The organism is Streptomyces sp. SAS_281 (genome assembly GCF_052542855.1).
In genome coordinates this window covers 1-19,728 of sequence record NZ_JBMNDO010000140.1, presented here as the reverse complement: position 1 = coordinate 19,728, position 19,728 = coordinate 1, and the positions used below count along the sequence as shown (strand labels likewise).

At 71.9% G+C, this 19,728-nt stretch carries 19 protein-coding genes; 2 read left to right on the top strand and 17 right to left on the bottom strand.

Translation table 11 applies throughout. The features are described 5' to 3' along the window. Positions 1 to 122: 122 nt before the first annotated feature. The 14 genes from nusB to ACN6LM_RS33455 all read right to left on the bottom strand — a co-directional run bounded on the left by nusB (position 123) and on the right by ACN6LM_RS33455 (position 13,440). Positions 123 to 554, bottom strand: coding sequence for a transcription antitermination factor NusB (gene nusB, locus ACN6LM_RS33520; RefSeq protein ID WP_445069158.1), 432 nt, complete (start codon positions 552 to 554; stop codon positions 123 to 125). A gap of 2 nt (positions 555 to 556) precedes the next feature. Beyond that, positions 557 to 1,123 (bottom strand): elongation factor P, encoded by a 567-nt coding sequence (gene efp / locus ACN6LM_RS33515; RefSeq protein ID WP_365684109.1) that lies wholly within the window; start codon positions 1,121 to 1,123, stop codon positions 557 to 559. Between the two features lie 51 nt (positions 1,124 to 1,174). Then, positions 1,175 to 2,281, bottom strand: coding sequence for an aminopeptidase P family protein (locus tag ACN6LM_RS33510; RefSeq protein ID WP_445069157.1), 1,107 nt, complete (start codon positions 2,279 to 2,281; stop codon positions 1,175 to 1,177). Positions 2,282 to 2,372: 91 nt separating this feature from the next. Beyond that, a complete protein-coding gene (locus ACN6LM_RS33505) occupies positions 2,373 to 3,221 on the bottom strand; it encodes a Pro-rich N-terminal domain-containing protein (RefSeq protein ID WP_445069156.1) in 849 nt (282 codons plus the stop codon). A 115-nt stretch (positions 3,222 to 3,336) separates the two neighbouring features. After that, positions 3,337 to 3,777, bottom strand: a complete 441-nt coding sequence (gene aroQ / locus ACN6LM_RS33500) for a type II 3-dehydroquinate dehydratase (protein ID WP_164404156.1) — start codon at positions 3,775 to 3,777, stop codon at positions 3,337 to 3,339. Continuing rightward, positions 3,774 to 4,868 carry a 3-dehydroquinate synthase gene (aroB, locus tag ACN6LM_RS33495; RefSeq protein ID WP_445069155.1) on the bottom strand — a complete coding sequence of 365 codons (1,095 nt, stop codon included), beginning with the start codon at positions 4,866 to 4,868 and terminating at the stop codon, positions 3,774 to 3,776. The genes aroQ and aroB overlap by 4 nt, the downstream gene beginning before the upstream one ends. Then, complete coding sequence (locus ACN6LM_RS33490) at positions 4,865 to 5,407, bottom strand: shikimate kinase (protein ID WP_143624488.1); 543 nt, start codon at positions 5,405 to 5,407, stop codon at positions 4,865 to 4,867. The genes aroB and ACN6LM_RS33490 overlap by 4 nt, the downstream gene beginning before the upstream one ends. Then, positions 5,404 to 6,588 (bottom strand): chorismate synthase, encoded by a 1,185-nt coding sequence (gene aroC / locus ACN6LM_RS33485; RefSeq protein ID WP_445069154.1) that lies wholly within the window; start codon positions 6,586 to 6,588, stop codon positions 5,404 to 5,406. The genes ACN6LM_RS33490 and aroC overlap by 4 nt, the downstream gene beginning before the upstream one ends. A gap of 144 nt (positions 6,589 to 6,732) precedes the next feature. After that, the gene (locus ACN6LM_RS33480) at positions 6,733 to 7,560 is read right to left on the bottom strand and encodes a shikimate dehydrogenase (RefSeq protein ID WP_445069153.1); all 828 of its coding nucleotides are present in this window, start codon (positions 7,558 to 7,560) and stop codon (positions 6,733 to 6,735) included. Beyond that, positions 7,557 to 9,392: an endolytic transglycosylase MltG gene (mltG, locus tag ACN6LM_RS33475; protein ID WP_445069152.1), complete on the bottom strand. Its 1,836-nt coding sequence runs from the start codon at positions 9,390 to 9,392 to the stop codon at positions 7,557 to 7,559. Before mltG ends, ACN6LM_RS33480 begins: the two co-directional genes overlap by 4 nt. 95 nt (positions 9,393 to 9,487) lie before the next feature. Next, positions 9,488 to 9,961: a Holliday junction resolvase RuvX gene (gene ruvX, locus ACN6LM_RS33470; RefSeq protein ID WP_445069159.1), complete on the bottom strand. Its 474-nt coding sequence runs from the start codon at positions 9,959 to 9,961 to the stop codon at positions 9,488 to 9,490. Positions 9,962 to 9,969: 8 nt separating this feature from the next. Then, on the bottom strand, positions 9,970 to 12,639 hold the full coding sequence (gene alaS, locus ACN6LM_RS33465; protein ID WP_445069151.1) for an alanine--tRNA ligase: 2,670 nt from the start codon (positions 12,637 to 12,639) through the stop codon (positions 9,970 to 9,972). Further along, positions 12,639 to 12,992 carry a DUF6167 family protein gene (locus tag ACN6LM_RS33460; RefSeq protein ID WP_445069150.1) on the bottom strand — a complete coding sequence of 118 codons (354 nt, stop codon included), beginning with the start codon at positions 12,990 to 12,992 and terminating at the stop codon, positions 12,639 to 12,641. The genes alaS and ACN6LM_RS33460 overlap by 1 nt, the downstream gene beginning before the upstream one ends. 7 nt (positions 12,993 to 12,999) lie before the next feature. Next, positions 13,000 to 13,440, bottom strand: coding sequence for a DUF948 domain-containing protein (locus tag ACN6LM_RS33455; RefSeq protein WP_445069149.1), 441 nt, complete (start codon positions 13,438 to 13,440; stop codon positions 13,000 to 13,002). 216 nt (positions 13,441 to 13,656) lie between these two features. Here ACN6LM_RS33455 and ACN6LM_RS33450 point away from each other — a divergent pair, with 216 nt between their 5' ends. Further along, a complete protein-coding gene (locus tag ACN6LM_RS33450) occupies positions 13,657 to 15,861 on the top strand; it encodes an ATP-binding protein (protein WP_445069148.1) in 2,205 nt (734 codons plus the stop codon). On the opposite strand, the gene rpsD is transcribed toward ACN6LM_RS33450, so the two are convergent. Then, the gene (rpsD, locus tag ACN6LM_RS33445) at positions 15,849 to 16,463 is read right to left on the bottom strand and encodes a 30S ribosomal protein S4 (RefSeq protein WP_018524225.1); all 615 of its coding nucleotides are present in this window, start codon (positions 16,461 to 16,463) and stop codon (positions 15,849 to 15,851) included. The genes ACN6LM_RS33450 and rpsD overlap by 13 nt on opposite strands. Positions 16,464 to 16,651: 188 nt before the next feature. On the opposite strand from rpsD, the gene ACN6LM_RS33440 reads away from it, so the two are divergent. Then, the gene (locus ACN6LM_RS33440) at positions 16,652 to 17,353 is read left to right on the top strand and encodes a DUF2470 domain-containing protein (RefSeq protein WP_445069147.1); all 702 of its coding nucleotides are present in this window, start codon (positions 16,652 to 16,654) and stop codon (positions 17,351 to 17,353) included. 18 nt (positions 17,354 to 17,371) lie between these two features. Here ACN6LM_RS33440 and ACN6LM_RS33435 read toward each other — a convergent pair whose 3' ends face one another. Both ACN6LM_RS33435 and ACN6LM_RS33430 read right to left on the bottom strand, forming a co-directional pair. Further along, on the bottom strand, positions 17,372 to 18,748 hold the full coding sequence (locus tag ACN6LM_RS33435) for a replication-associated recombination protein A (protein ID WP_445069146.1): 1,377 nt from the start codon (positions 18,746 to 18,748) through the stop codon (positions 17,372 to 17,374). A gap of 79 nt (positions 18,749 to 18,827) precedes the next feature. Next, on the bottom strand, positions 18,828 to 19,463 hold the full coding sequence (locus ACN6LM_RS33430) for a vitamin K epoxide reductase family protein (RefSeq protein WP_445069145.1): 636 nt from the start codon (positions 19,461 to 19,463) through the stop codon (positions 18,828 to 18,830). Positions 19,464 to 19,728 lie beyond the last annotated feature (265 nt).

Below are 19,728 nucleotides of genomic sequence, written 5' to 3'. Positions count from 1 at the left end.
CCCCCCCCCCCCCCCCCCCCCCCCCCGGGCCCGGCTTTTCTCGTACGCCCCGAAGGCGCGCGAACATGCCGAAGGGCCCACGGCTTCAGCCATGGGCCCTTCGTCGGCGGAACGCCGCCGGGTCACTGCTCCCGGCGGAGATTCGGCTTGAGGTCCTTGAAACGGGCCAGCAGGCCGTTCACGAAGGACGGGGAGTCGTCGGTGGAGAACTCCTTGGCGATCTGCACCGCCTCGTCGATGACCACCGCGTCCGGGGTGCCGTCCACCCAGATCAGCTCGTACGTGCCGAGCCGCAGGATGTTCCGGTCGGCGACCGGCATGCGGTCGAGGTCCCAGCCCTCGGAGTAGGTGACGATGAGGTCGTCGATGCGGTCCGCGTACGGCGCGTACCCCTCCACGAGCTCCATCGTGTACTCGGTGACCGGCGGCTGGCGGGTGTCGGACCGCGAGTGCCGGACCCAGTCCGCGAGGACCGTCAGCACGGACTCGCCGCGCTGGTCGGCCTCGAAGAGGATCTGGAAGGCACGCTTGCGTGCTGTGTTACGAGCAGCCACGACTACTTGTTCACCCGGCTGAGGTATTCACCGGAGCGGGTGTCGACCTTGATCTTCTCACCGGTGGTGATGAAGAGCGGAACGCCGATCTCGTAGCCGGTCTCCAGCGTGGCCGGCTTGGTGCCGCCGGTGGAGCGGTCGCCCTGGACGCCCGGGTCCGTGTGCTGGATGGTCAGCTCGACGGCGGCCGGCAGCTCGACGTAGAGCACCTCGCCGTCGTGCTGGGCGACGGAGGCGGTGAAGCCCTCGATCAGGAAGTTGGCGGCGTCACCGACGGCCTTGCGGTCGACCATCAGCTGGTCGTAGGTGTCCATGTCCATGAAGACGAAGTACTCGCCGTCCATGTACGAGAACTGCATGTCGCGCTTGTCGACCGTGGCCGTCTCGACCTTGATGCCGGCGTTGAAGGTCTTGTCGACGACCTTGCCGGAGAGCACGTTCTTGAGCTTGGTGCGCACGAAGGCCGGGCCCTTGCCGGGCTTGACGTGCTGGAACTCGACGACGGACCAGAGCTGGCCTCCGTCGAGCTTGAGCACCATGCCGTTCTTGAGGTCGTTCGTGGAAGCCACGGTTGCGGAATCTCCTGGGCTGAAGCTGGTGGAACGACCGAGAAACGCGCGCTAGAGCGCGAGCAGCTCCTTGGTCGTAATGGTGAGTAGCTCGGGTCCGCCGTCCGCCTCGGGGCGCACGACGAGCGTGTCATCGATCCGGACCCCGCCCCGGCCCGGGAGGTGGACCCCCGGTTCGACGGTGACCGGCACACAAGCGTCCAGTTTACCCATGGCGTCGGGTGCCAGCTGCGGGTCCTCATCGATTTCGAGCCCCACCCCGTGGCCCGTGTAGGGCGCCAGGCCCTCACCGTGGCCCGCGGAGTCCAGGAGATGGCGGGCGGCCCGGTCCACGTCGCGGTACTCCGCGCCGGGCAGCAGGGCCTCGCGTCCGGCCCGCTGAGCGGCGAAAACCAGCTCGTACAGCTCGATCTGCCAGTCGGCGGGCGCCGTTCCGATGACGAAGGTCCGGCCGATCTCGCAGCGGTAGCCCCGGTAGTTGGCACCCAGGCAGACCGAGAGGAAATCTCCTTCCTCCACCCGCCGGTCCGAGGGCCGGTGGCGGCCCCGGCCGGAGTGGGGGCCGGTGGCGACGGAGGTCGCGAAGGCGGGGCCGTCGGCACCGTGGTCCACCAGCCGGCGCTCCAGCTCCAGCGCCAGGTGGCGTTCGGTGCGGCCCACGAGGATCGATTCGAGGAGTTCGCCCAACGCCTGGTCGGTGATCTCGGCCGCGATCCGGAGGCAGCCGATCTCCTCCTCGTCCTTGACGATGCGCAACTGCTCGACCGTCGCGCCCAGATCGGCCAGCCGCAGCTTCGGGGCGACCGAGGCCATGGCCCGGTGCCGGGCGACCGTCAGGTCGTGCTCCTCGACGGCCAGCGACTCCGCTCCGGCGCCGGCGGCCACGTCGGCGGCGGCGACCACGGGGTCCCCGCCCGCCACCGGCAGCAGGTCGACCCGCAGGTGCTCGTCGGTGCGCCCGTCGGCCGGGTCGCCGGTCGGCGGGCGGGGGCAGAGCAGGACGTCCTCGCCGGGGCCGAGCAGCAGCACGGCACCCGGGGGCGCTCCCCCGGCCAGGTAGCGGACGTTGGCGGGGCGGGAGACCAGGGCGGCCGCGGATCCGACTGCGGCGCACCGGTCGCGGAGCAGTCCGCGTCGGACGGCGTACACCTCTGACATGCGTCGAGCGTACGAGCGCGGCGCCGGGAGCGCCCGGCGGGCGCATCCGACCGGGGGTCGGGCGGCCGTGGGCGGGGCGGGCGCCGCCGCCTCACCAGGAAGGGGGGCTGGCCAGGGAGCGGGCGAGTATGTCGTCCAGGACCCGGGCTGTGGTCTCCACGTCGTACGTCGAGTTGTCGATGATCGGGAGCCCGGAGCCGTACCAGCCGGCCATCCGGCCGTGGATACGGGCGACCTCCTCGTCGGAGAGGCGGCGGTTGCCGCTGCGCTCGGCGTTGCGCTCCAGGACGATCTCCAGGCCGGGCAGCAGCACGACGGGCAGGAGCCCGGGGCCGACGTGCCGCTTCCAGCCGCCGAGGCCGACGACCGGCCGGTCGGGGAAGACCGCGTCGTCCAGGATGCAGGAGATCCCGTTGGCCAGGAAGTTGCGGGCGGCGAAGCCGCAGGTGCGGCGGGCCAGTCGGTACTGGGCCTCCGACTGGTCGTTCCACCCGGCCTGCGGGTCGGCGAAGCCGGAGCAGACCCACTCCCGGACGTCGTCCAGGCTGACGTGGGCGGTGGGCACCCGGCGCCGGGCCGCCCAGAGCCGGGCCACGGTGGTCTTCCCGGCGCCCGCGGGCCCGATGAGGAGCACCGCGAGCGTCGCGTTGCCCGTCCCGGGCTCGGCGGGCGGCGCGGGCAGCGGTACGGGTCTGCCGGGCGGCAGCTGGATGTGCCCGGTGGTCTCGCGGGTGGCCGGGGCCTGCTGCGGTGCCGGTCCGCTCCAGCCGTGGCCCTGCGGCGCGGGCGGGCCCGCGGGCGGCGGGCCGGGGTGCCCGGCGGGCGGACCGGCCGGGGGCTGGTGCGGCGGGCCGGGGTGCTGGGCCTGGTGCGGCCAGCCGACGGGGCCGTTTCCGGGGCCCTGGGGCGGAGGCAGCGGGGCCCCCACTGCGTGCTGCATCCGGTGCAACTCCGTCTCGTACAGGCAACTGGCGCTGGTGCAACGGCAACCGTACCTTCCCCGGCCGCCACACGGACAACGGCCGGGGAGGGTCCGGAGTGCCCGGCGCCCCTGTTCAGTCCGCGAGTTCGTCCGCCAGGGCGCGCAGCGCGAGCCGGTAGGAGCCGATGCCGAATCCGGCCACGGTCCCGGTGGCGACCGGGGCGATCACCGAGGTGTGGCGGAATTCCTCCCGTGCGTACGGGTTCGAGATGTGGACCTCGATCAGCGGGGCGGTGCGCTGGGCGGCCGCGTCCCGCATCCCGTACGAATAGTGCGTGAAGGCGCCCGGGTTGATGACGACCGGAATCGATCCGTCGGCGGCCTCGTGGAGCCAGCGGATCAGCTCGCCCTCGTCGTTGGTCTCGCGCACGTCGGCGTCGAGACCGAGCTCCTTGCCGAGGGTGCGGCACGCCTCCACGAGCCCGGCGTACGACGTGGAGCCGTAGACGTCGGGCTCGCGGGAGCCGAGCCGGCCGAGGTTGGGGCCGTTGAGCACGAGGACCCGGCGGGTCATGCCGAGACCTCCCCGTAGGCGGCGAGCAGGACGGCCGGGTCGGGACCCTCCAGGACGGCGGGCTTGCCGAGGCCGTCCAGGACGATGAAGCGCAGCAGGTCGCCGCGCGACTTCTTGTCGACCTTCATGTTCTCCAGCAGCTTCGGCCACTGGTCGCCCCGGTAGGTGAGCGGCAGCCCGACGGACTCCAGGATCGCGCGGTGCCGGTCGGCGGTGGCGTCGTCCAGCCGGCCGGCCAGCCGGCCCAGTTCGGCGGCGAAGACCATGCCGACGGAGACGGCGGCACCGTGGCGCCACTTGTAGCGCTCGTTCTTCTCGATCGCGTGGCCCAGGGTGTGGCCGTAGTTCAGGATCTCGCGGCGTCCGGACTCCTTGAGGTCGCTGGAGACGACGTCGGCCTTGACCCGGACGGAGCGCTCGATGAGCTCCGCGGTGTGCGGTCCGGCGGGCGTCCGGGCGGCCTGCGGGTCCTGTTCGATCAGGTCGAGGATCACCGGGTCGGCGATGAAGCCGGCCTTGATGATCTCGGCCATGCCGGAGACGTAGTCGTGGACGGGCAGCGAGTCCAGGGCGGCCAGGTCGCACAGGACCCCGGCCGGCGGGTGGAAGGCGCCGACGAGGTTCTTGCCCTCGGCGGTGTTGATGCCGGTCTTGCCGCCGACGGCCGCGTCGACCATGCCGAGCACGGTCGTCGGCACGGCGATCCAGCGCACTCCGCGCAGCCAGGACGCCGCCACGAAGCCCGCCACGTCGGTGGTGGCGCCGCCGCCGACGCCGACGATGACGTCGGTGCGGGTGAATCCGGTCTGGCCGAGCGCCTTCCAGCAGTAGGCGGCGACCTCGACGGTCTTGGCCTCCTCGGCGTTGGGCAGCTGGATCGCGATCGCCTCGTAGCCCTGGCCGGCGAGGTCCTGGCGGACCGCCTCGCCGGTCTCGGCGAGCGCCTCGGGGTGGAGGACGGCGACGCGCTTGGCCCGCTCACCGATGAGTCCGGGCAGCTCGCCGAGGAGCTGCCGGCCGATCAGTACCTCGTACGGGTCGGTGCCGGCGCTGCCGGCGATGCGGACGCGGATGGGTGCCTGCTCGGTCATGGTGTGTTCTCCCGGCCGGACGGGGCCCCGTCCGGCAGCTCCAGTGCGTCGAGGACCGCCTGGGCGACCTCTTCGGGTGTGCGCTCGTCGGTGGCGACGACCGTGCGGGCGACCTCGGTGTAGAGGTGCCGTCGGGCGTCCATCAGCTCGCGCCACTGCCGGCGCGGGTTGACCGCGAGCAGTGGGCGGGCGGTGTTGAGCCCGACCCGCTTGACCGCCTCGTCCACGTCCATCGAGAGGTAGACGACCGGGTGGCCGGCGAGCAGCGCGCGGGTCGACTCGTCCAGGACGGCCCCGCCGCCGAGCGACAGGACACCGGTGTGCTCGGCGACGGCGGCGCGGACGGCGTCCCGCTCCAGCGCGCGGAAGTGGTCCTCGCCCTCGTCGTAGAAGATCTCCGCGATGGGCTTGCCCGCGGTCGCGACGACGTCCGCGTCGGTGTCCCGGTAGCCGGTGCCCAGCCGGCCGGCGAGCAGTTCGCCGACCGTGGACTTGCCGACGCCCATGGGGCCGACCAGGACGACCAGGGGACCGGTCATCGGATCTGGAGGTGGTCGAGGTACGACCGCACGTTGCGGCGGGTCTCGGTGACGCTGTCGCCGCCGAACTTCTCCGCCACGGCGTCGGCCAGGACCAGGGCGACCATCGCCTCGGCGACGATGCCGGCGGCCGGGACGGCGCAGACGTCGGAGCGCTGGTGGTGCGCCTTGGCGGGCTCGCCGGTCACCACGTCGACGGTGGCCAGCGCGCGCGGCACGGTGGCGATCGGCTTCATCGCGGCGCGCACGCGCAGCAGCTCGCCGGTGGTGAGTCCGCCCTCGGTGCCGCCGGCCCGGCCGGAGGCGCGCTTGATGCCGTCCTCGGTCACCAGGATCTCGTCGTGCGCCTTGGAGCCGGGCACCCGGGCGAGGTCGAAGCCGTCGCCGACCTCGACGCCCTTGATGGCCTGGATGCCCATGAGCGCGCCGGCGAGGCGGGCGTCGAGCCGGCGGTCCCAGTGCACGTGCGAGCCGAGACCGACGGGCACGCCGTACGCCAGCACCTCGACGACGCCGCCGAGGGTGTCGCCGTCCTTGTGGGCCTGGTCGATCTCGGCGACCATCGCCTTGCTCGCGTCGGCGTCGAGGCAGCGCACCGGGTCGGCGTCGAGCCGCTCCACGTCGGCGGGGACGGGGTAGACCCCGTACGGCGCCTTGGCGGCGGCCAGCTCCACGACATGGCTGACGATCTCGATGCCCGCGGTCTCCTTGAGGTAGGACCGGGCGACGGCACCGAGGGCGACGCGGGCAGCGGTCTCCCGGGCGCTCGCGCGCTCCAGGACCGGCCGGGCCTCGTCGAAGCCGTACTTCTGCATGCCGGCCAGGTCGGCGTGGCCGGGCCGGGGCCGGGTCAGCGGGGCGTTACGGGCCTGGGCGGCCAGCACCTCCGGGTCGACCGGGTCGGCCGACATGACCTGCTCCCACTTCGGCCACTCGGTGTTGCCCACCATCACGGCGACCGGGGAGCCCATGGTGAGGCCGTGCCGGACACCGCCGAGGAAGGTGACCTCGTCCCGCTCGAACTTCATCCGCGCACCGCGGCCGTAACCGAGCCGCCGCCGGGCGAGCGCGTCCGCCACCATCTCCGTGGTGACCGGGATGCCGGCGGGAAGGCCCTCCAGCGTCGCCACCAGTGCGGGGCCGTGCGACTCCCCCGCGGTCAGCCAGCGCAACCTGCTCAACGGTGCTCCTCATGCTCGCGCCTGAAATCCAGCGGCGCGACCGGGTGCGCGGCCCTGGCCCGCCGCCCCCGATCCTCCCACGGCCGACGCCTCCGGCCCGCCGCCGGTCCAGCAGACGGACGGCGCGGGCCGGAACGGCGGATGTCAGCGGGCGGCCAGCGCCTCTTCCCCGGCCTTGCGCATGGCGGCGAGCGGAGCGGGCGAGCGGCCCGTCATCTGCTCGACCTGGAGGACCGCCTGGTGCACGAGGAGGTCGAGACCTCCGACGACTGCGCCGCCGCGGTCCGCCCACGCGGAGGCGAGCCGGGTCGGCCACGGCTCGTACAGCACGTCGAACAGCGTGCCGGGCCGCTCCGGTACGGACCCGGCCAGCACGTCGGCCGCGCCGGCGGGGGTGGTGGCGATGACGAGGGGCGCGGTCAGCGCCCGGCCGGCCTCGGCCCAGTCGGCGATGCGGACGTCGACGCCGAGCCGTTCGCCCCAGCCGCGCATCTCGTCGGCCCGGGCCGCGCTGCGGACGTACGCGGTGACGGGTCCGGCGCAGATGCCGGACAGGGCCGCCAGTGCGGAGGACGCGGTGGCGCCGGCGCCGAGGATCGCGGCGGACTCGACCTTCTCGACGCCGCGTTCGCGCAGGGCCGCGACCATGCCGGGGATGTCGGTGTTGTCGCCGGTGCGACGGCCGTCCTCGCCGAGGACCACGGTGTTCACGGCCTCGACGGAGGCGGCCGGGTCGGTGATCCCGTCGAGCAGTGGGATGACCGCCCGCTTCAGCGGCATGGTGAGCGAGAGCCCGGCCCAGCTCCCGTCCAGTCCCTCGATGAACCCGGGCAACGCCTGCTCGTCGACCTCGAACCGGCCGTACGACCAGTCGTCGAGGCCGAGTTCGGCGTACGCGGCCCGGTGCAGGACCGGGGAGAGCGAGTGGGCGATGGGAGCGCCGAGGACGGCGGCGCGGTGCTGGGTGCTCACTGACCCGACTGCTCCTTCTCGTACTTCGCCCGGTTCCGGTTGTGCTCCTCGTTGGTCACGGCGAAGACCGTCTTGTCCTCGGTCACCGAGACGAAGTAGTACCAGGGACCGGGGGTGGGCTTGATCGCCGAATGCAGAGCGGCTTCGCCCGGGTTGTTGATGGGTCCGGGCGGCAGACCGTGAACGTAGTACGTGTTGTACGGGTGCTTGAAGTTCCGCTGCTCCGACACCGGACCGATGTCGAGCGTGCTCGACTTCTTCGCGTAGTTCACGGTGGAGTCGAAGTCGAGCAGACCGTTGGTCTCGACGTTGTTGGGCTTGAGCCGGTTGTAGACGACCCGTGCGACCTTGTCGAAGTCGTGCTTGTACTTGCCCTCGGCCTGGACGAGGCTGGCGACGGTGATGAGCTGCCAGGGGCTCTCGAGCTTCAGCTTCCTGGCGTTCTCCGCCAGGTCCGCCTTCTCGTACTCCTCGTTGGCGCGGGACACCATCGACTTGAGGACGGTCTCCGGCTTCATGCCCTTGGTGACCGGGTACGCGGCCGGGTAGAGGAAGCCCTCCAGGGGGTCGATGACGTCCTTGTGGTTCTTCGCCCAGTCCGGCAGGCCGAAACTGCCCGACTCCTTCTTGGCCGCCTTGGCGGTCGTCCCCTTGGTGACGCCCAGTTTCTTGTCGATCGAGGCGTACACCAGCCGGTTCGGCGTGCCCTCCGGGATGATCAGAAGATTCTGGCTCTTCGGGTCCACCATCATCTTCACGGCCTCGGCCGCCGACATCTCCGAGTGGAGGAGGTAGACCCCCGCCTGGATCCCCTTCCCCTTCGGGTTCTCGTTCTGCGCCGAGACGAAGGCGTCGACGCTCTTCACGACGCCGGCCTTCTTCAGGATGTTGCCGATGTCGTACCCGTACGCGCCCTTCGGGATCTCCACCTCGACCGAGCCCGAGCCGCTGCCCGAGTAGTCCGGGGCGGGGCCGAAGCGGTCCTGGTAGAACGAGTATCCGAAGTAGCCCGCGCCACCGACGCCGGCGACCAGGACCAGGGAGACGACCAGGCACGCGCAGCCGCTGCGGCCCTTCTTCTTCTTGCCCTTGCCCCGGCGCTCGCCGCCACCGTCGCGGGTGTCGCGGTCGTCGTCATCGTCGTCGTAGTCGTCGTCCCGGGGAGCCTTGCGGCCGTCCTTCTCGTCCACGCCCGTGAAGAAGGGGTGGGTCTCCTCCGGCGGCTCCTCCGGGTCCCAGTCCGGGGCCGGCTCCGGCTCGGGGGCCGGAGCGGCCTCGCGGCGGCCCGGGGGCTGCGGCGGCGGGTAGGCGTCAGGGGTGCCGTAGTAGTCGTTCGACTCGTCGTAGCCGTACGTGGCGACGGGCTGGCCCTCGTACGGCGGCACCGCCTGCCCGCCCGTGTCCCAGCCGGTGTCGTAGCCGGGCTGCGGCTGCTGGGGCTGCTGCCCGTACGGGTCCTGCGGCTGCTGGTTGCCGTACGACTGCTGCTGGTACTGCTGCTGCGCGTACGGGTCCTGCTGCTGCGCGGCGTAGGGGTCCTGCTGCTGGTGCTGCTGCGCGGCGTACGGGTCCTGCTCCGCGTACGGGTCGTGCGACTGCTGCTGCTGGTACGGGTCGTACTGGCCCTGCGGGTACTGCTGCTGGGCTCCGTACTGGTGCGTGCCGTCGTACTGGTTCTGGCCGTCGTACTGGTGAGCACCGTCGTACTGATTCTGGCCGTCGTACTGGGCCTGGCCGTGGGCAGGCTGCTGGCCGCCCCACCCCTGGTCCCCGTACAAGGGGTCCTCGGGATGCCACGGTTCGGAGCCGGGGCCCCGGCCATACTCAGTCATCGATCCCCTTGAGCCGCGAGACGATGTTCCGTCTCTTTGCTGTGCGGTGTTTGTTCGAACACCGCCGCATCGCGCGGAACGTTACCGTATTGCGATCAGACCACTACTTCGACGGCCTCGCCCGGCGGATTACCCGAAGCGCGCTCCGACTCCAGAGCGTTCTGCAGGATCACCACAGCGGCAGCCTGGTCAATGACGGATCGGCCCTTTTTGGACTTCACGCCCGAGGCGCGCAGCCCCTGGCTGGCCGTCACTGTGGTCATCCTCTCGTCCAGCAGACGCACCGGAATGGGTGCGACCGCTCGGGCGAGCACATCGGTGAAGGCGCGGACCTTGGCGGCCGCCGGGCCCTCGCCGCCGCCCAGGGAGCGCGGCAGCCCCACGACGACCTCGATCGGCTCGTACTCGGCGACGATCTGTCCCAGCCGCCGGTGGGCGGCCGGGACATCGCGTCCCGGCACGGTCTCCACCGGCGTCGCGAGGATCCCGTCGGGGTCGCACGAGGCGACCCCGATCCGGGCGTCCCCGACGTCGATCGCCAGTCGGCGACCGCGGCGCATCCGCGTCATGTCCGGCGTCACGCCGTCTCGGTGACGAGGCGTTCGACGGCGGCGACGGCGTCGCCGATCGCCTCCGGGTTCTGGCCGCCGCCCTGGGCGACGTCCGGCTTGCCGCCGCCCCCGCCGCCGAGGGTCTTGGCGGCGGTACGGACGAGGTCGCCGGCCTTGAGGCCGCGCTCGCGGGCCGCCTCGTTGGTCGCGATGACGGTCAGCGGGCGTCCGTTGGCCGTCGTGAACAGCGCGACGACGGCCGGGCGGCCGCCCTGGATGCGGCCGCGCACGTCGAGGACGAGCTTGCGCAGGTCGTCGGCGGAGGTGCCGTCCGGCACCTGGCCGGTGACCAGGGCGATGCCCCGGACGTCCTTCGCGGAGTCCACGAGACCGGCGGCGGCCGCGAGGACCTTCTCCGCGCGGAACTTCTCGATCTCCTTCTCGGCGTCCTTCAGCTTGCCGAGCATGCCCGCGATCTTCTCGGGCAGCTCCTCGGAGCGGCCCTTGACCAGCTCCTGGAGCTGGGCGACGACCGTGTGCTCCTTGGCCAGGAAGTTGTACGCGTCGACGCCGACCAGGGCCTCGATGCGGCGCACGCCGGACCCGATGGACGACTCGCCGAGCAGCTTGACCAGGCCGAGCTGGGCGGTGTTGTGGACGTGCGTACCGCCGCAGAGCTCCTTGGAGAAGTCTCCGATCGTGACGACGCGGACGCGCTCGCCGTACTTCTCGCCGAACTCGGCGATGGCGCCCTGCTTCTTCGCCTCGCCGATCGACATGACCTCGGCCTGCACGTCGAGCTCGCGGGCCAGAACCTCGTTGATCTTCTGCTCGACGTCGGTGAGGACCGTGCCGGGAACGGCGGCGGGCGAACCGAAGTCGAAGCGGAAGCGGCCCGGGGAGTTCTCCGAACCGGCCTGGGCGGCCGTCGGGCCGAGTGCGTCGCGCAGCGCCTGGTGCGTGAGGTGCGTGGCGCTGTGGGCGCGGGCGATGGCGCGGCGGCGGGTGGAGTCGATGGCCGCGTATGCGGACGCGCCGACCGTGACCTCGCCGACCTGGACGGAGCCCTTGTGCACGGAGACGCCCGGGACCGGCTGCTGGACGTCGCGGATCACGATGACGGCGCCGCTGTCGAGCCGGATGCGGCCCTGGTCGGCGAGCTGGCCGCCGCCCTCGGCGTAGAACGGGGTGCGGTCGAGGACGACCTCGACCTCGTCGCCCTCGGTGGCTGCGGGCGAGGGGACACCGTCCACGAGGAGACCGACGATGGTCGACTCGCCCTCGGTCATGGTGTAGCCGGTGAACTCGGTGACGCCGGAGTTGTCGGCGACCTCGCGGTAGGCGGAGAGGTCGGCGTGGCCGGTCTTCTTGGCCTTGGCGTCCGCCTTGGCCTTGGCCCGCTGCTCCTGCATGAGGCGGCGGAAGCCGTCCTCGTCCACGGAGAGCCCCTGTTCGGCGGCCATCTCCAGGGTCAGGTCGATCGGGAAGCCCCAGGTGTCGTGGAGCAGGAACGCCTTGTCGCCGGCGAGGACCGTGCCGCCGGCGGCCCTGGTCTCCGTGACGGCGGTCTCCAGGATGTTGGTGCCGCCCTTGAGTGCCTTGAGGAAGGCGGCCTCCTCCGCGAGCGCGACGGTCTCGATGCGCTTGCGGTCGGTGATCAGCTCCGGGTACTGCTGCCCCATCGTGTTGACCACGACGTCGACCAGCTCGCGGACTACGGAGCCGGTGGCGCCCATCAGGCGCATGTTGCGGATGGCGCGGCGCATGATGCGGCGCAGCACATAGCCGCGGCCCTCGTTGCCGGGGGTGACGCCGTCGCCGATGAGCATGACGGAGGTGCGGATGTGGTCCGCGACCACGCGCAGCGAGACGTCGGTACCCTCGGCGGCGCCGTAGCGCACCCCGGTCAGCTCGGTGGCGCGGTCCATGACGACGCGCAGGGTGTCCGTCTCGTACATGTTCTGCACGCCCTGCAGGATCATCGCGAGGCGTTCGAGGCCGAGACCGGTGTCGATGTTCTTGGAGGGCAGGTCGCCGAGGATCGGGAAGTCGTCCTTGCCCTCGCCGGCGCCGCGCTCGTACTGCATGAAGACCAGGTTCCAGATCTCCACGTAGCGCTCGTCGTTGACGGCCGGGCCGCCCTCGACGCCGAACTCGGGGCCGCGGTCGTAGTTGATCTCGGAGCACGGGCCGCACGGTCCGGGGACGCCCATGGACCAGAAGTTGTCCTTCTTGCCCAGGCGCTGGATGCGCTCGGCCGGGACGCCGATCCTGTCGCGCCAGATGGCCTCGGCCTCGTCGTCGTCCAGGTAGACGGTGATCCACAGGCGCTCGGGGTCGAGCCCGAAGCCGCCGTCCGCCACGGAGCTGGTCAGCAGCTCCCAGGCGTACTCGATGGCGCCTTCCTTGAAGTAGTCGCCGAACGAGAAGTTGCCGCACATCTGGAAGAAGGTGCCGTGCCGGGTGGTCTTGCCGACCTCCTCGATGTCCGGCGTACGCACGCACTTCTGCACGCTGGTGACGCGCGGCGCGGGCGGCTTGACCTCACCGAGGAAGTAGGGCTTGAACGGCACCATGCCGGCGGGGACCAGCAGCAGAGTCGGGTCGTCCGCGATGAGCGACGCCGAAGGGACAACGGTGTGACCGCGCTCCTCGTAGAAGCTCAGCCAGCGGCGACGAATTTCTGCCGACTCCATCAGTGGTCCTCATTCCGGTTGTACGAGTGGTAGGGGAGCTTGCGGTACGTGGCGGGCGCCGGGTGGGGGTCCGCGTCGGCCGCCTCGACGGCCGCGCGGCGGGCCGGCGGCAGTTCGCGCGGGGTCGCCGCTTCGAGGCCCAGCGCCTCGCCGAGTTCGGCCTCGCGCCTGACCATGCCCTCGCGGACGTCCAGCGCGAAGTCCTTGAGCTTGTGACCGGCCGTGATCGCCTTGTCGGCGGCCTGCGCCGCGAGGCTTTCGGGGGTCAGCTGCTTGATCTTCCGGTTGACCTTGGTGGTGGCCCACACCCCGGCGGCTGCGCCGGCGGTGAACCAGAACGTACGGCGGAACATCGCTGCGTCAGTCCTTAGATCCGCGGGAATTTCGGCCGCCGCGCTTCCTGCCGCGCGCGGAGGGGACGGTCCGGCCGACGATCACCGAGCGCCGGGTCCGCGTCTCCGGTTCGGGGGCGGAGCGGCGGCCGATGGCCTGCCGGACCCCGTAGCCGAACGCGGCGACCTTGACCAGCGGCCCGCCGAAGGTGGAGGCGACCGTGGTGGAGAGCGCGGAGGCGTTGGAGGTGACTTCCTGCACGTCCGTCGCGATGGCGTCGACCTTGTCGAGCTGGGTCTGTGCGGAGCGTACGGTCGCGGAGGCGTCCGCGAGGAGGGGGACGGCCTGTTCGGTCACGTCCGCCACGAGTTTGGTGGTCGCCTTGAGCGTCTGGGCGAGCCTCACCAGCACGACGGCGAGGAACGAAACCAGGATCGCCCAGAAGACGGCCACCAGGATCCCGGCCACCTCACCACCGGACACAGTGCACCGCGCTCTCTGGCTTGTCGTCAGTCTCTGTCTTGTTCTCCTGCTCTGCGGCGAGGGCCGTCGTGGCGGCCGGTCACCTTCCCCCGAGCCTATCGCGCCGGGGCTCGCGCCCCGTACCGCATGACCGGGCGGGCGGCGGGGATCCGCGCGACGAGATTGTACGGAGCGCTTTCAAGCCAGTACTCTGCGTGTCTCATGCGACGCCCTCAGCGCCCTTCTCCGCCCGCCGGCGACTCCGGTACCCCGGCCGACGCCGACGACACCGCCGCGCACCCGCATCCGGGCAATCTGCCCGCCGAGCTGAACGACTTCGTGGGTCGGGAGAGCGAGCTGGCCGCTCTCGCCCGCTCTCTCGAGGAGTCCCGGCTCGTCACCGTGACCGGGGTGGGCGGGGTCGGCAAGACCCGCCTGGCCACCAGAGCCGCGGCCCTGTTGGAGAAACGGTACTGCGACGGGGTGTGGCTGGTGGAGCTGTCCGCCGTCCACGACGCCGGGCTGCTGGAACACGCCGTGGCGGAGGCCCTGGGGCTCACCGACCACACCACCCGGCCGCCCCGGGCCGCGGTCATCGAGCACTGCGCCGACCGCAGCCTCCTCCTGGTGGTCGACGGCTTCGAACACCTGGTGGACGACTGCGCCGCGCTGGTACGCGAGCTGCTGCGCCGCGCCCCGCGGCTGCGGGTTCTCGCGGCGGGCCGGCTGCCGCTGGAGCTGGCGGGCGAGGCCGTCCACCCGCTCGCGACCATGAGCGACGAGGACGCGCTCCGGCTGTTCGCCGAGCGCGCCGCCGGGGTCCGCCCCGACTTCCGGCTGACCGAGCACGACCGCGACCACGCCCGGGAGCTGTGCCGCCGGCTCGACGGCATCCCGCTGGCCCTGGAGCTGGCGGCGGGGCGGCTGCGGGCCCTGTCGACCGAGCAGGTGCTGCAACGGCTGGACGACCGCTTCCGGCTGCTGACCGGGGGCAGCCGGGGCGCGCTGGAACGGCACCAGACGCTGCGGACGGCCATCGGCTGGAGCCATGAGCTGTGCGCACCGCCGCAGCGGCTGCTGTGGGCCCGGCTCTCGGTCTTCGCCGGACAGTTCGACCTGGAGGCCGTGGAGTACATCTGCAGCGGGCCCGACCTGCCCGCCGACTCGGTGCTCGACGTGCTGTCCGGGCTGCTGGCCCAGTCCGTGGTGCTGCGCGAGGACTCCCCCGCCGGCACCCGCTACCGAATGCTGGACACCGTGCGCGAGTACGGCGCCGAGTGGCTGGCCGCCACCGGGGACACCGACCGGCTGCGCCGGCGGCACCGCGACTGGTTCCTGGGCCTTGCGACCTGGTGCGAGCTGGACTGGTTCAGCCCCCGGCAGGCGGAGGTCGCGGCCCGGGCCGAGAGCGAGCTGCCCAATCTGCGCCGGGCCATGGAGTGCTCGCTGGAGAGCCCGCAGGAGGCGCACCTGGCGCAGTACCTGGCGGGCACGCTGTGGTTCCTGTGGGTCGGCTGCGGGCGCCTCTCGGAGGGCCGGCACTGGCTGGAGCACGTACTGGAGGAGGAGACCCCGTACGACTCCTCGCGGCTGAAGGCCCTGTGGGTGCTGGGCTACGTCGCGGTCCTCCAGGGGGACCCGGTCGGGGCGATCTCCGCGCTCACCGAGTGCCGGGAGGAGGCCGAGGCGGCGGATGACGCCACCGCCGCCGCGTACGCCGTCCACCGCACCGGCTGCCTGGCCCTGGTCACCGACGACATGGAGCGCGCCCGCGGTCTGCTGGACGACGCGCTCCGCCGCTACCGGGAGCTGGGCGAGCTGAACAGCAACGTCCTGATGGCCCAGGTCGAACTGGCCATGGCCACCGGCTTCCTGGGGGACGCGGATCAGGCCGTCGCGATCTGCGAGGAGGTCCGGGACATCTGCGAGGACCACGGCGAGCGGTGGGCCCTGAGCTACGCGCTGTACGTCCTGGCCTACGCCACCCTGGAACGGGGCGACCCGGGACGGGCCCGGCGGCTGCTCCTGGAATCGCTGGCGATCAGCCACGGCTTCCACGACCTGCTCGGCACGGTCCTCGTCCTCGAACTGCTTGCCCTGGTCACGGTCACCGAGGGGGACGCCGCCGAGGCGGCGCTGCTCCAGGGGGCCGCCGACCGGATCTGGCCCTCGGTGGGACTGCCGCTGTTCGGCTCGGTGTACTACGGGGCGCCGAGGGCCCGCTGCGAGGAGCTGGCGCTGCGGGAACTGGGCGGGACGCGGTACGCGGCGGCGCGAGGGGCGGGCGGGGAGCTGACACCGGACGCGGCGGTGGCCCGGGCGCTCCTGGCGCGGGAGAACGCGAAAGCCCGCCGCCTCCCCGGAGAACGGGAAGGGGCGGGCCTGAGCGCCGGTGACGAGCGGCTACGCCTGGATCAGCGGGCGTAGTACTCGACGACGAGCTGCTCGTCGCAGATCACGGGGATTTCCTTGCGGTTCGGGTCCCGGTCAAGGCGGAAGGCCAGGGCCTTCAGGTTCACCTGGAGGTAGCGCGGGGTCTCGCCATCGGTGTCGTAACCACCCTCGCGGGCCACCTGGAAGGGGACCTTGGAGCGGCTGCGCTCGCGGACCTGGACGACGTCGTCCGGGCGGACGCGGAACGACGGCTTGTCGACCTTGCCACCGTTGACCTCGATGTGGCCGTGGACGACCATCTGACGGGCCTGGTAGATGGTCCGGGCGATGCCCGAACGCAGGACCAGCGCGTCGAGACGGCGCTCGAGCTCGACGACCAGCGCCTCGCCCGTCTTGCCCTCGGCCTTCTTGGCGCGGTCGTAGGCACGCGCCATCTGGCGCTCGCTGATGTCGTACTGCGCGCGCAGACGCTGCTTCTCCAGCAGACGGACCTTGTAGTCCGAGTTCTGCTTGCGGCCGCGGCCGTGCTCGCCCGGCGGGTAGGGGCGGGCCTCGAAGTACTTGACCGCCTTCGGCGTCAGTGCGATACCGAGCGCGCGGCTCTTCTTGACCTTGGGACGCGACTGATTAGGCACGTTCTCCAGACCTCCGTTGTAGGTTAGGTTAGGCTCACCTTACTCAAGGAGATCGCATGTCTCGCCCTGGGAACACCACACACGTCACGGACAGCACAGACAGCATCGACGCGCCTGATGGCGTCGAGATGACGGAGGACCGATCAGATCGTGGTCAGCCGCGTCCCAGCGGGCTTGAAATCACACGGATGCCGTCAGCAGCCGAGCGCACACGAACTCTCGTACAGAGTACCTGCTCCGCGGTACTGCTCGTGCCCGGGCTCGAAGCGGCGGGCTCGGACCGGCTCATGCCGCTGTCCCGTGGCGTCGGTCCGGACGGCGATCTCTTCCTCGAACTCCCCGCGGACTCCCCGGCCGTGCGGGCCGCGACGCACGCCCAGGACGACGGGCTGCCGGCCGTGCTGGAGATCACCGATGTCGCTCCGGTCTCGGTGCCCCACCGTATCCGGGGCCGGGCCCGCGTCAGCGGCCGGCTGACCGCCGTCCCCGGGATGGCGGGCCCCGGCCGGACGATGCTGCGCCTGGAGACGGACGAGGCGCACATCGACGACCTGTGGGGGGTGGAGGGCGTGGAGGCCGACGCCTTCCGCGACGCCTCCCCCGACCCGCTCGCCGCGCACGAGGCGGACCTGCTCCAGCATCTGTACGCGGCACACGGCGAGGAGCTGGCGGCGCTGTGCGAACTGCTCGGCGAGCGGGCCGTGTGCACCTGCGCCGAGCACCGGCCGGACGTGGTGCCCCTCGCTGTGGACCGGCTCGGCCTGCGGGTGCGCTTCCGCGAGCAGGGCGGCAACTGCTTCGACGCGCGCTTCGAGTTCCCCCGGCCGGTGCGGGACGTGGTGGAGCTCAGCCACGCGATGCACACGCTCTTCGCGGCCGCCGCGCGATGAGCGGCGCACGCCCGGGACTCAGGCCGTGCCCGTCCCGTCCTCGCCGTCCGTCCGGCCCAGCCGCTCCCTGACCCGGTCCACCACGTCCGCGTACCGCGCCTCGGCGCCGTAGCGGGTGGGGCGGTAGTACTGCTTGTCGCTCACCGCGTCCGGCGCGTACTGCTGGGCGGCGATGCCGCCGGGTACGTCGTGCGGGTACACGTAGCCCTGGGCGTGGCCCAGCTTGGCCGCGCCCTTGTAGTGGCCGTCGCGCAGATGGGCCGGGACCGGGCCGGCCAGCCCCTTGCGGATGTCCTCGCGGGCGGCGGAGATCGCCAGCGTCGCCGCGTTGGACTTGGGGGCGAGGGCCAGGGCGATGGTGGCGTGGCTGAGGGTGAGCGCCGCCTCGGGGAAGCCGATCAGGGCCACCGCCTGGGCGGCGGCGACCGCGGTGGGCAGGGCGGTGGGGTCGGCGAGGCCGATGTCCTCGCTGGCCGAGATCATCAGCCGCCGGGCGATGAACCGGGGGTCCTCCCCCGCCTCGATCATGCGGGCCAGGTAGTGGAGGGCCGCGTCGACGTCGGAGCCCCGGATCGACTTGATCAGCGCGGACGCCACGTCGTAGTGCTGGTCGCCGTCCCGGTCGTACTTCACGGCGGCCCGGTCGACCGTCTCCTCCAGCGTGAGGAGTGTGATCTCCGGCTCCTGCTTGGACAGCGCCGCCCCGGCAGCCGCCTCCAGGGCGGTCAGCGCCCGGCGCGCGTCGCCCCCCGCGATGCGCAGCAGGTGCTCCTCCGCGTCCTCCGGCAGGGTCACCGCGCCCCCGAGCCCGCGCTCGTCGGTGAGGGCGCGGCGCAGCAGGCCGCGCAGGTCGTCGTCGGTCAGGGGCTCCAGCGTGAGCAGCAGCGAGCGCGAGAGGAGCGGGGAGATGATCGAGAAGTACGGGTTCTCGGTGGTCGCGGCGATCAGGGTGACCCAGCGGTTTTCGACGGCGGGGAGCAGGGAGTCCTGCTGGGCCTTGGAGAAGCGGTGGATCTCGTCCAGGAAGAGGACGGTCTCCTTGCCGTAGCCCCCGGTGGCACGGCGGGCGCCTTCGATCACGGCGCGGACTTCCTTGACGCCCGCGGTGATCGCGGAGAGCTCCACGAAGCGCTTGTTCGTCGCCTTGCTGACCACGTACGCGAGGGTGGTCTTGCCGATGCCGGGCGGGCCCCAGAGGATCACCGACGAGGGTCCGGCCGGTCCCCCGCTGCCCTCGCCGACCAGGCGGCGCAGCGGCGAGCCCGGCTTCAGCAGGTGCTGCTGGCCCACGACCTCGTCGAGCGTACGCGGACGCATCCGGACAGCGAGGGGGCTGCTGGACGGGTCCTTCTCCTGGCGGTCTTCGGCAGCGGCGGTAAAGAGGTCGGGCTCCACGTCTCGAAGCCTATGCCACCGCACTGACAACGCGGCCGGGCCGGTGGTCCGGCCCGGCGGTGCCGGGGCCGGTGGGGGGTCAGCTGGTCCAGAAGTCCCACCAGCGGGTCAGGATCAGCATGCCGATGATGCCGATCCACAGCACCGGCGGCACCCAGTGGAACTCGGTGAGGCCGTTGCGCAGCCAGGAGGGCGCGGGGATGATCCCGTGCCGGATGTTGTGCGTGGTGACGTAGCAGAACATGAAGATGGTGGCGACCCAGGCCAGGCAGCACCACAGGCACAGCGAGTTGATGTTGTACAGCGACTGGTACTGGAGCCAGGTGCAGAAGCCGACGCCGAACAGCGTGCCCGCGTTCATGCCGAGCCAGTACCAGGGACGGAAGCGGGCTCCGGCGAGCAGGGCCAGGCCGATACCGATGATCACCGGGTAGGTGACCATGCCGAGCCACGGGTTCGGGAAGCCGAAGGCGGACGCCTGCTCGCTCTTCATGATGTTGCCGCAGGCGACCACGGGGTTGAGGCTGCAGCCGGGGACGAAGGAGGGGTCCTCCATCATCTTGAGCTTGTCGAGCGTGATGACCCATGCGGCGAGCGTCCCGGCGGCGCCCGTGATCACGAGCAGGATGGCCAGCGCGCGACTGCCGCCGATCGTCCGCTTCCCGCCCCTCTCGTCCTGGTCGGAGGAGGGATGGTCAACCGCTGCAGTCGTCATATCGCCGTTTCCGTCACTGAGTAGCCTGCTGGGGCAGGGTCATTGTGCCGTACGACTCGGCCGCTCTTCCGTTCGATGCACATAAAGACGTAAGCGGCGCAGCGGGCCCGTGCGGGGGCGGATCCCGGGCCCCGCAGCCGCGACGAAGGCCCTCGCGTCCCGCCCGGCCCTCCCTCAGGCGTCACATCCCGCACGGCCGGAATCACCGTGCGGGATGAATCCACGCCCGCCGCGTTGACGGGGGGGGGGGGGGGGGGGGGGGGGG

Bases quoted from the DNA above. Each gene is read 5' to 3' on its own strand.
- aroQ (WP_164404156.1), bottom strand. From the start codon at position 3,777: ATGACCCGCCGGGTCCTCGTGCTCAACGGCCCCAACCTCGGCCGGCTC.
- ACN6LM_RS33460 (WP_445069150.1), bottom strand. From the start codon at position 12,992: ATGTTCCGCCGTACGTTCTGGTTCACCGCCGGCGCAGCCGCCGGGGTG.
- ACN6LM_RS33510 (WP_445069157.1), bottom strand. From the start codon at position 2,281: ATGTCAGAGGTGTACGCCGTCCGACGCGGACTGCTCCGCGACCGGTGC.
- ACN6LM_RS33505 (WP_445069156.1), bottom strand. From the start codon at position 3,221: ATGCAGCACGCAGTGGGGGCCCCGCTGCCTCCGCCCCAGGGCCCCGGA.
- ACN6LM_RS33430 (WP_445069145.1), bottom strand. From the start codon at position 19,463: ATGACGACTGCAGCGGTTGACCATCCCTCCTCCGACCAGGACGAGAGG.
- ACN6LM_RS33450 (WP_445069148.1), top strand. From the start codon at position 13,657: ATGCGACGCCCTCAGCGCCCTTCTCCGCCCGCCGGCGACTCCGGTACC.
- ACN6LM_RS33440 (WP_445069147.1), top strand. From the start codon at position 16,652: ATGCCGTCAGCAGCCGAGCGCACACGAACTCTCGTACAGAGTACCTGC.
- alaS (WP_445069151.1), bottom strand. From the start codon at position 12,639: ATGGAGTCGGCAGAAATTCGTCGCCGCTGGCTGAGCTTCTACGAGGAG.
- aroB (WP_445069155.1), bottom strand. From the start codon at position 4,868: ATGACCGAGCAGGCACCCATCCGCGTCCGCATCGCCGGCAGCGCCGGC.
- mltG (WP_445069152.1), bottom strand. From the start codon at position 9,392: ATGACTGAGTATGGCCGGGGCCCCGGCTCCGAACCGTGGCATCCCGAG.
- ACN6LM_RS33490 (WP_143624488.1), bottom strand. From the start codon at position 5,407: ATGACCGGTCCCCTGGTCGTCCTGGTCGGCCCCATGGGCGTCGGCAAG.
- ruvX (WP_445069159.1), bottom strand. From the start codon at position 9,961: ATGACGCGGATGCGCCGCGGTCGCCGACTGGCGATCGACGTCGGGGAC.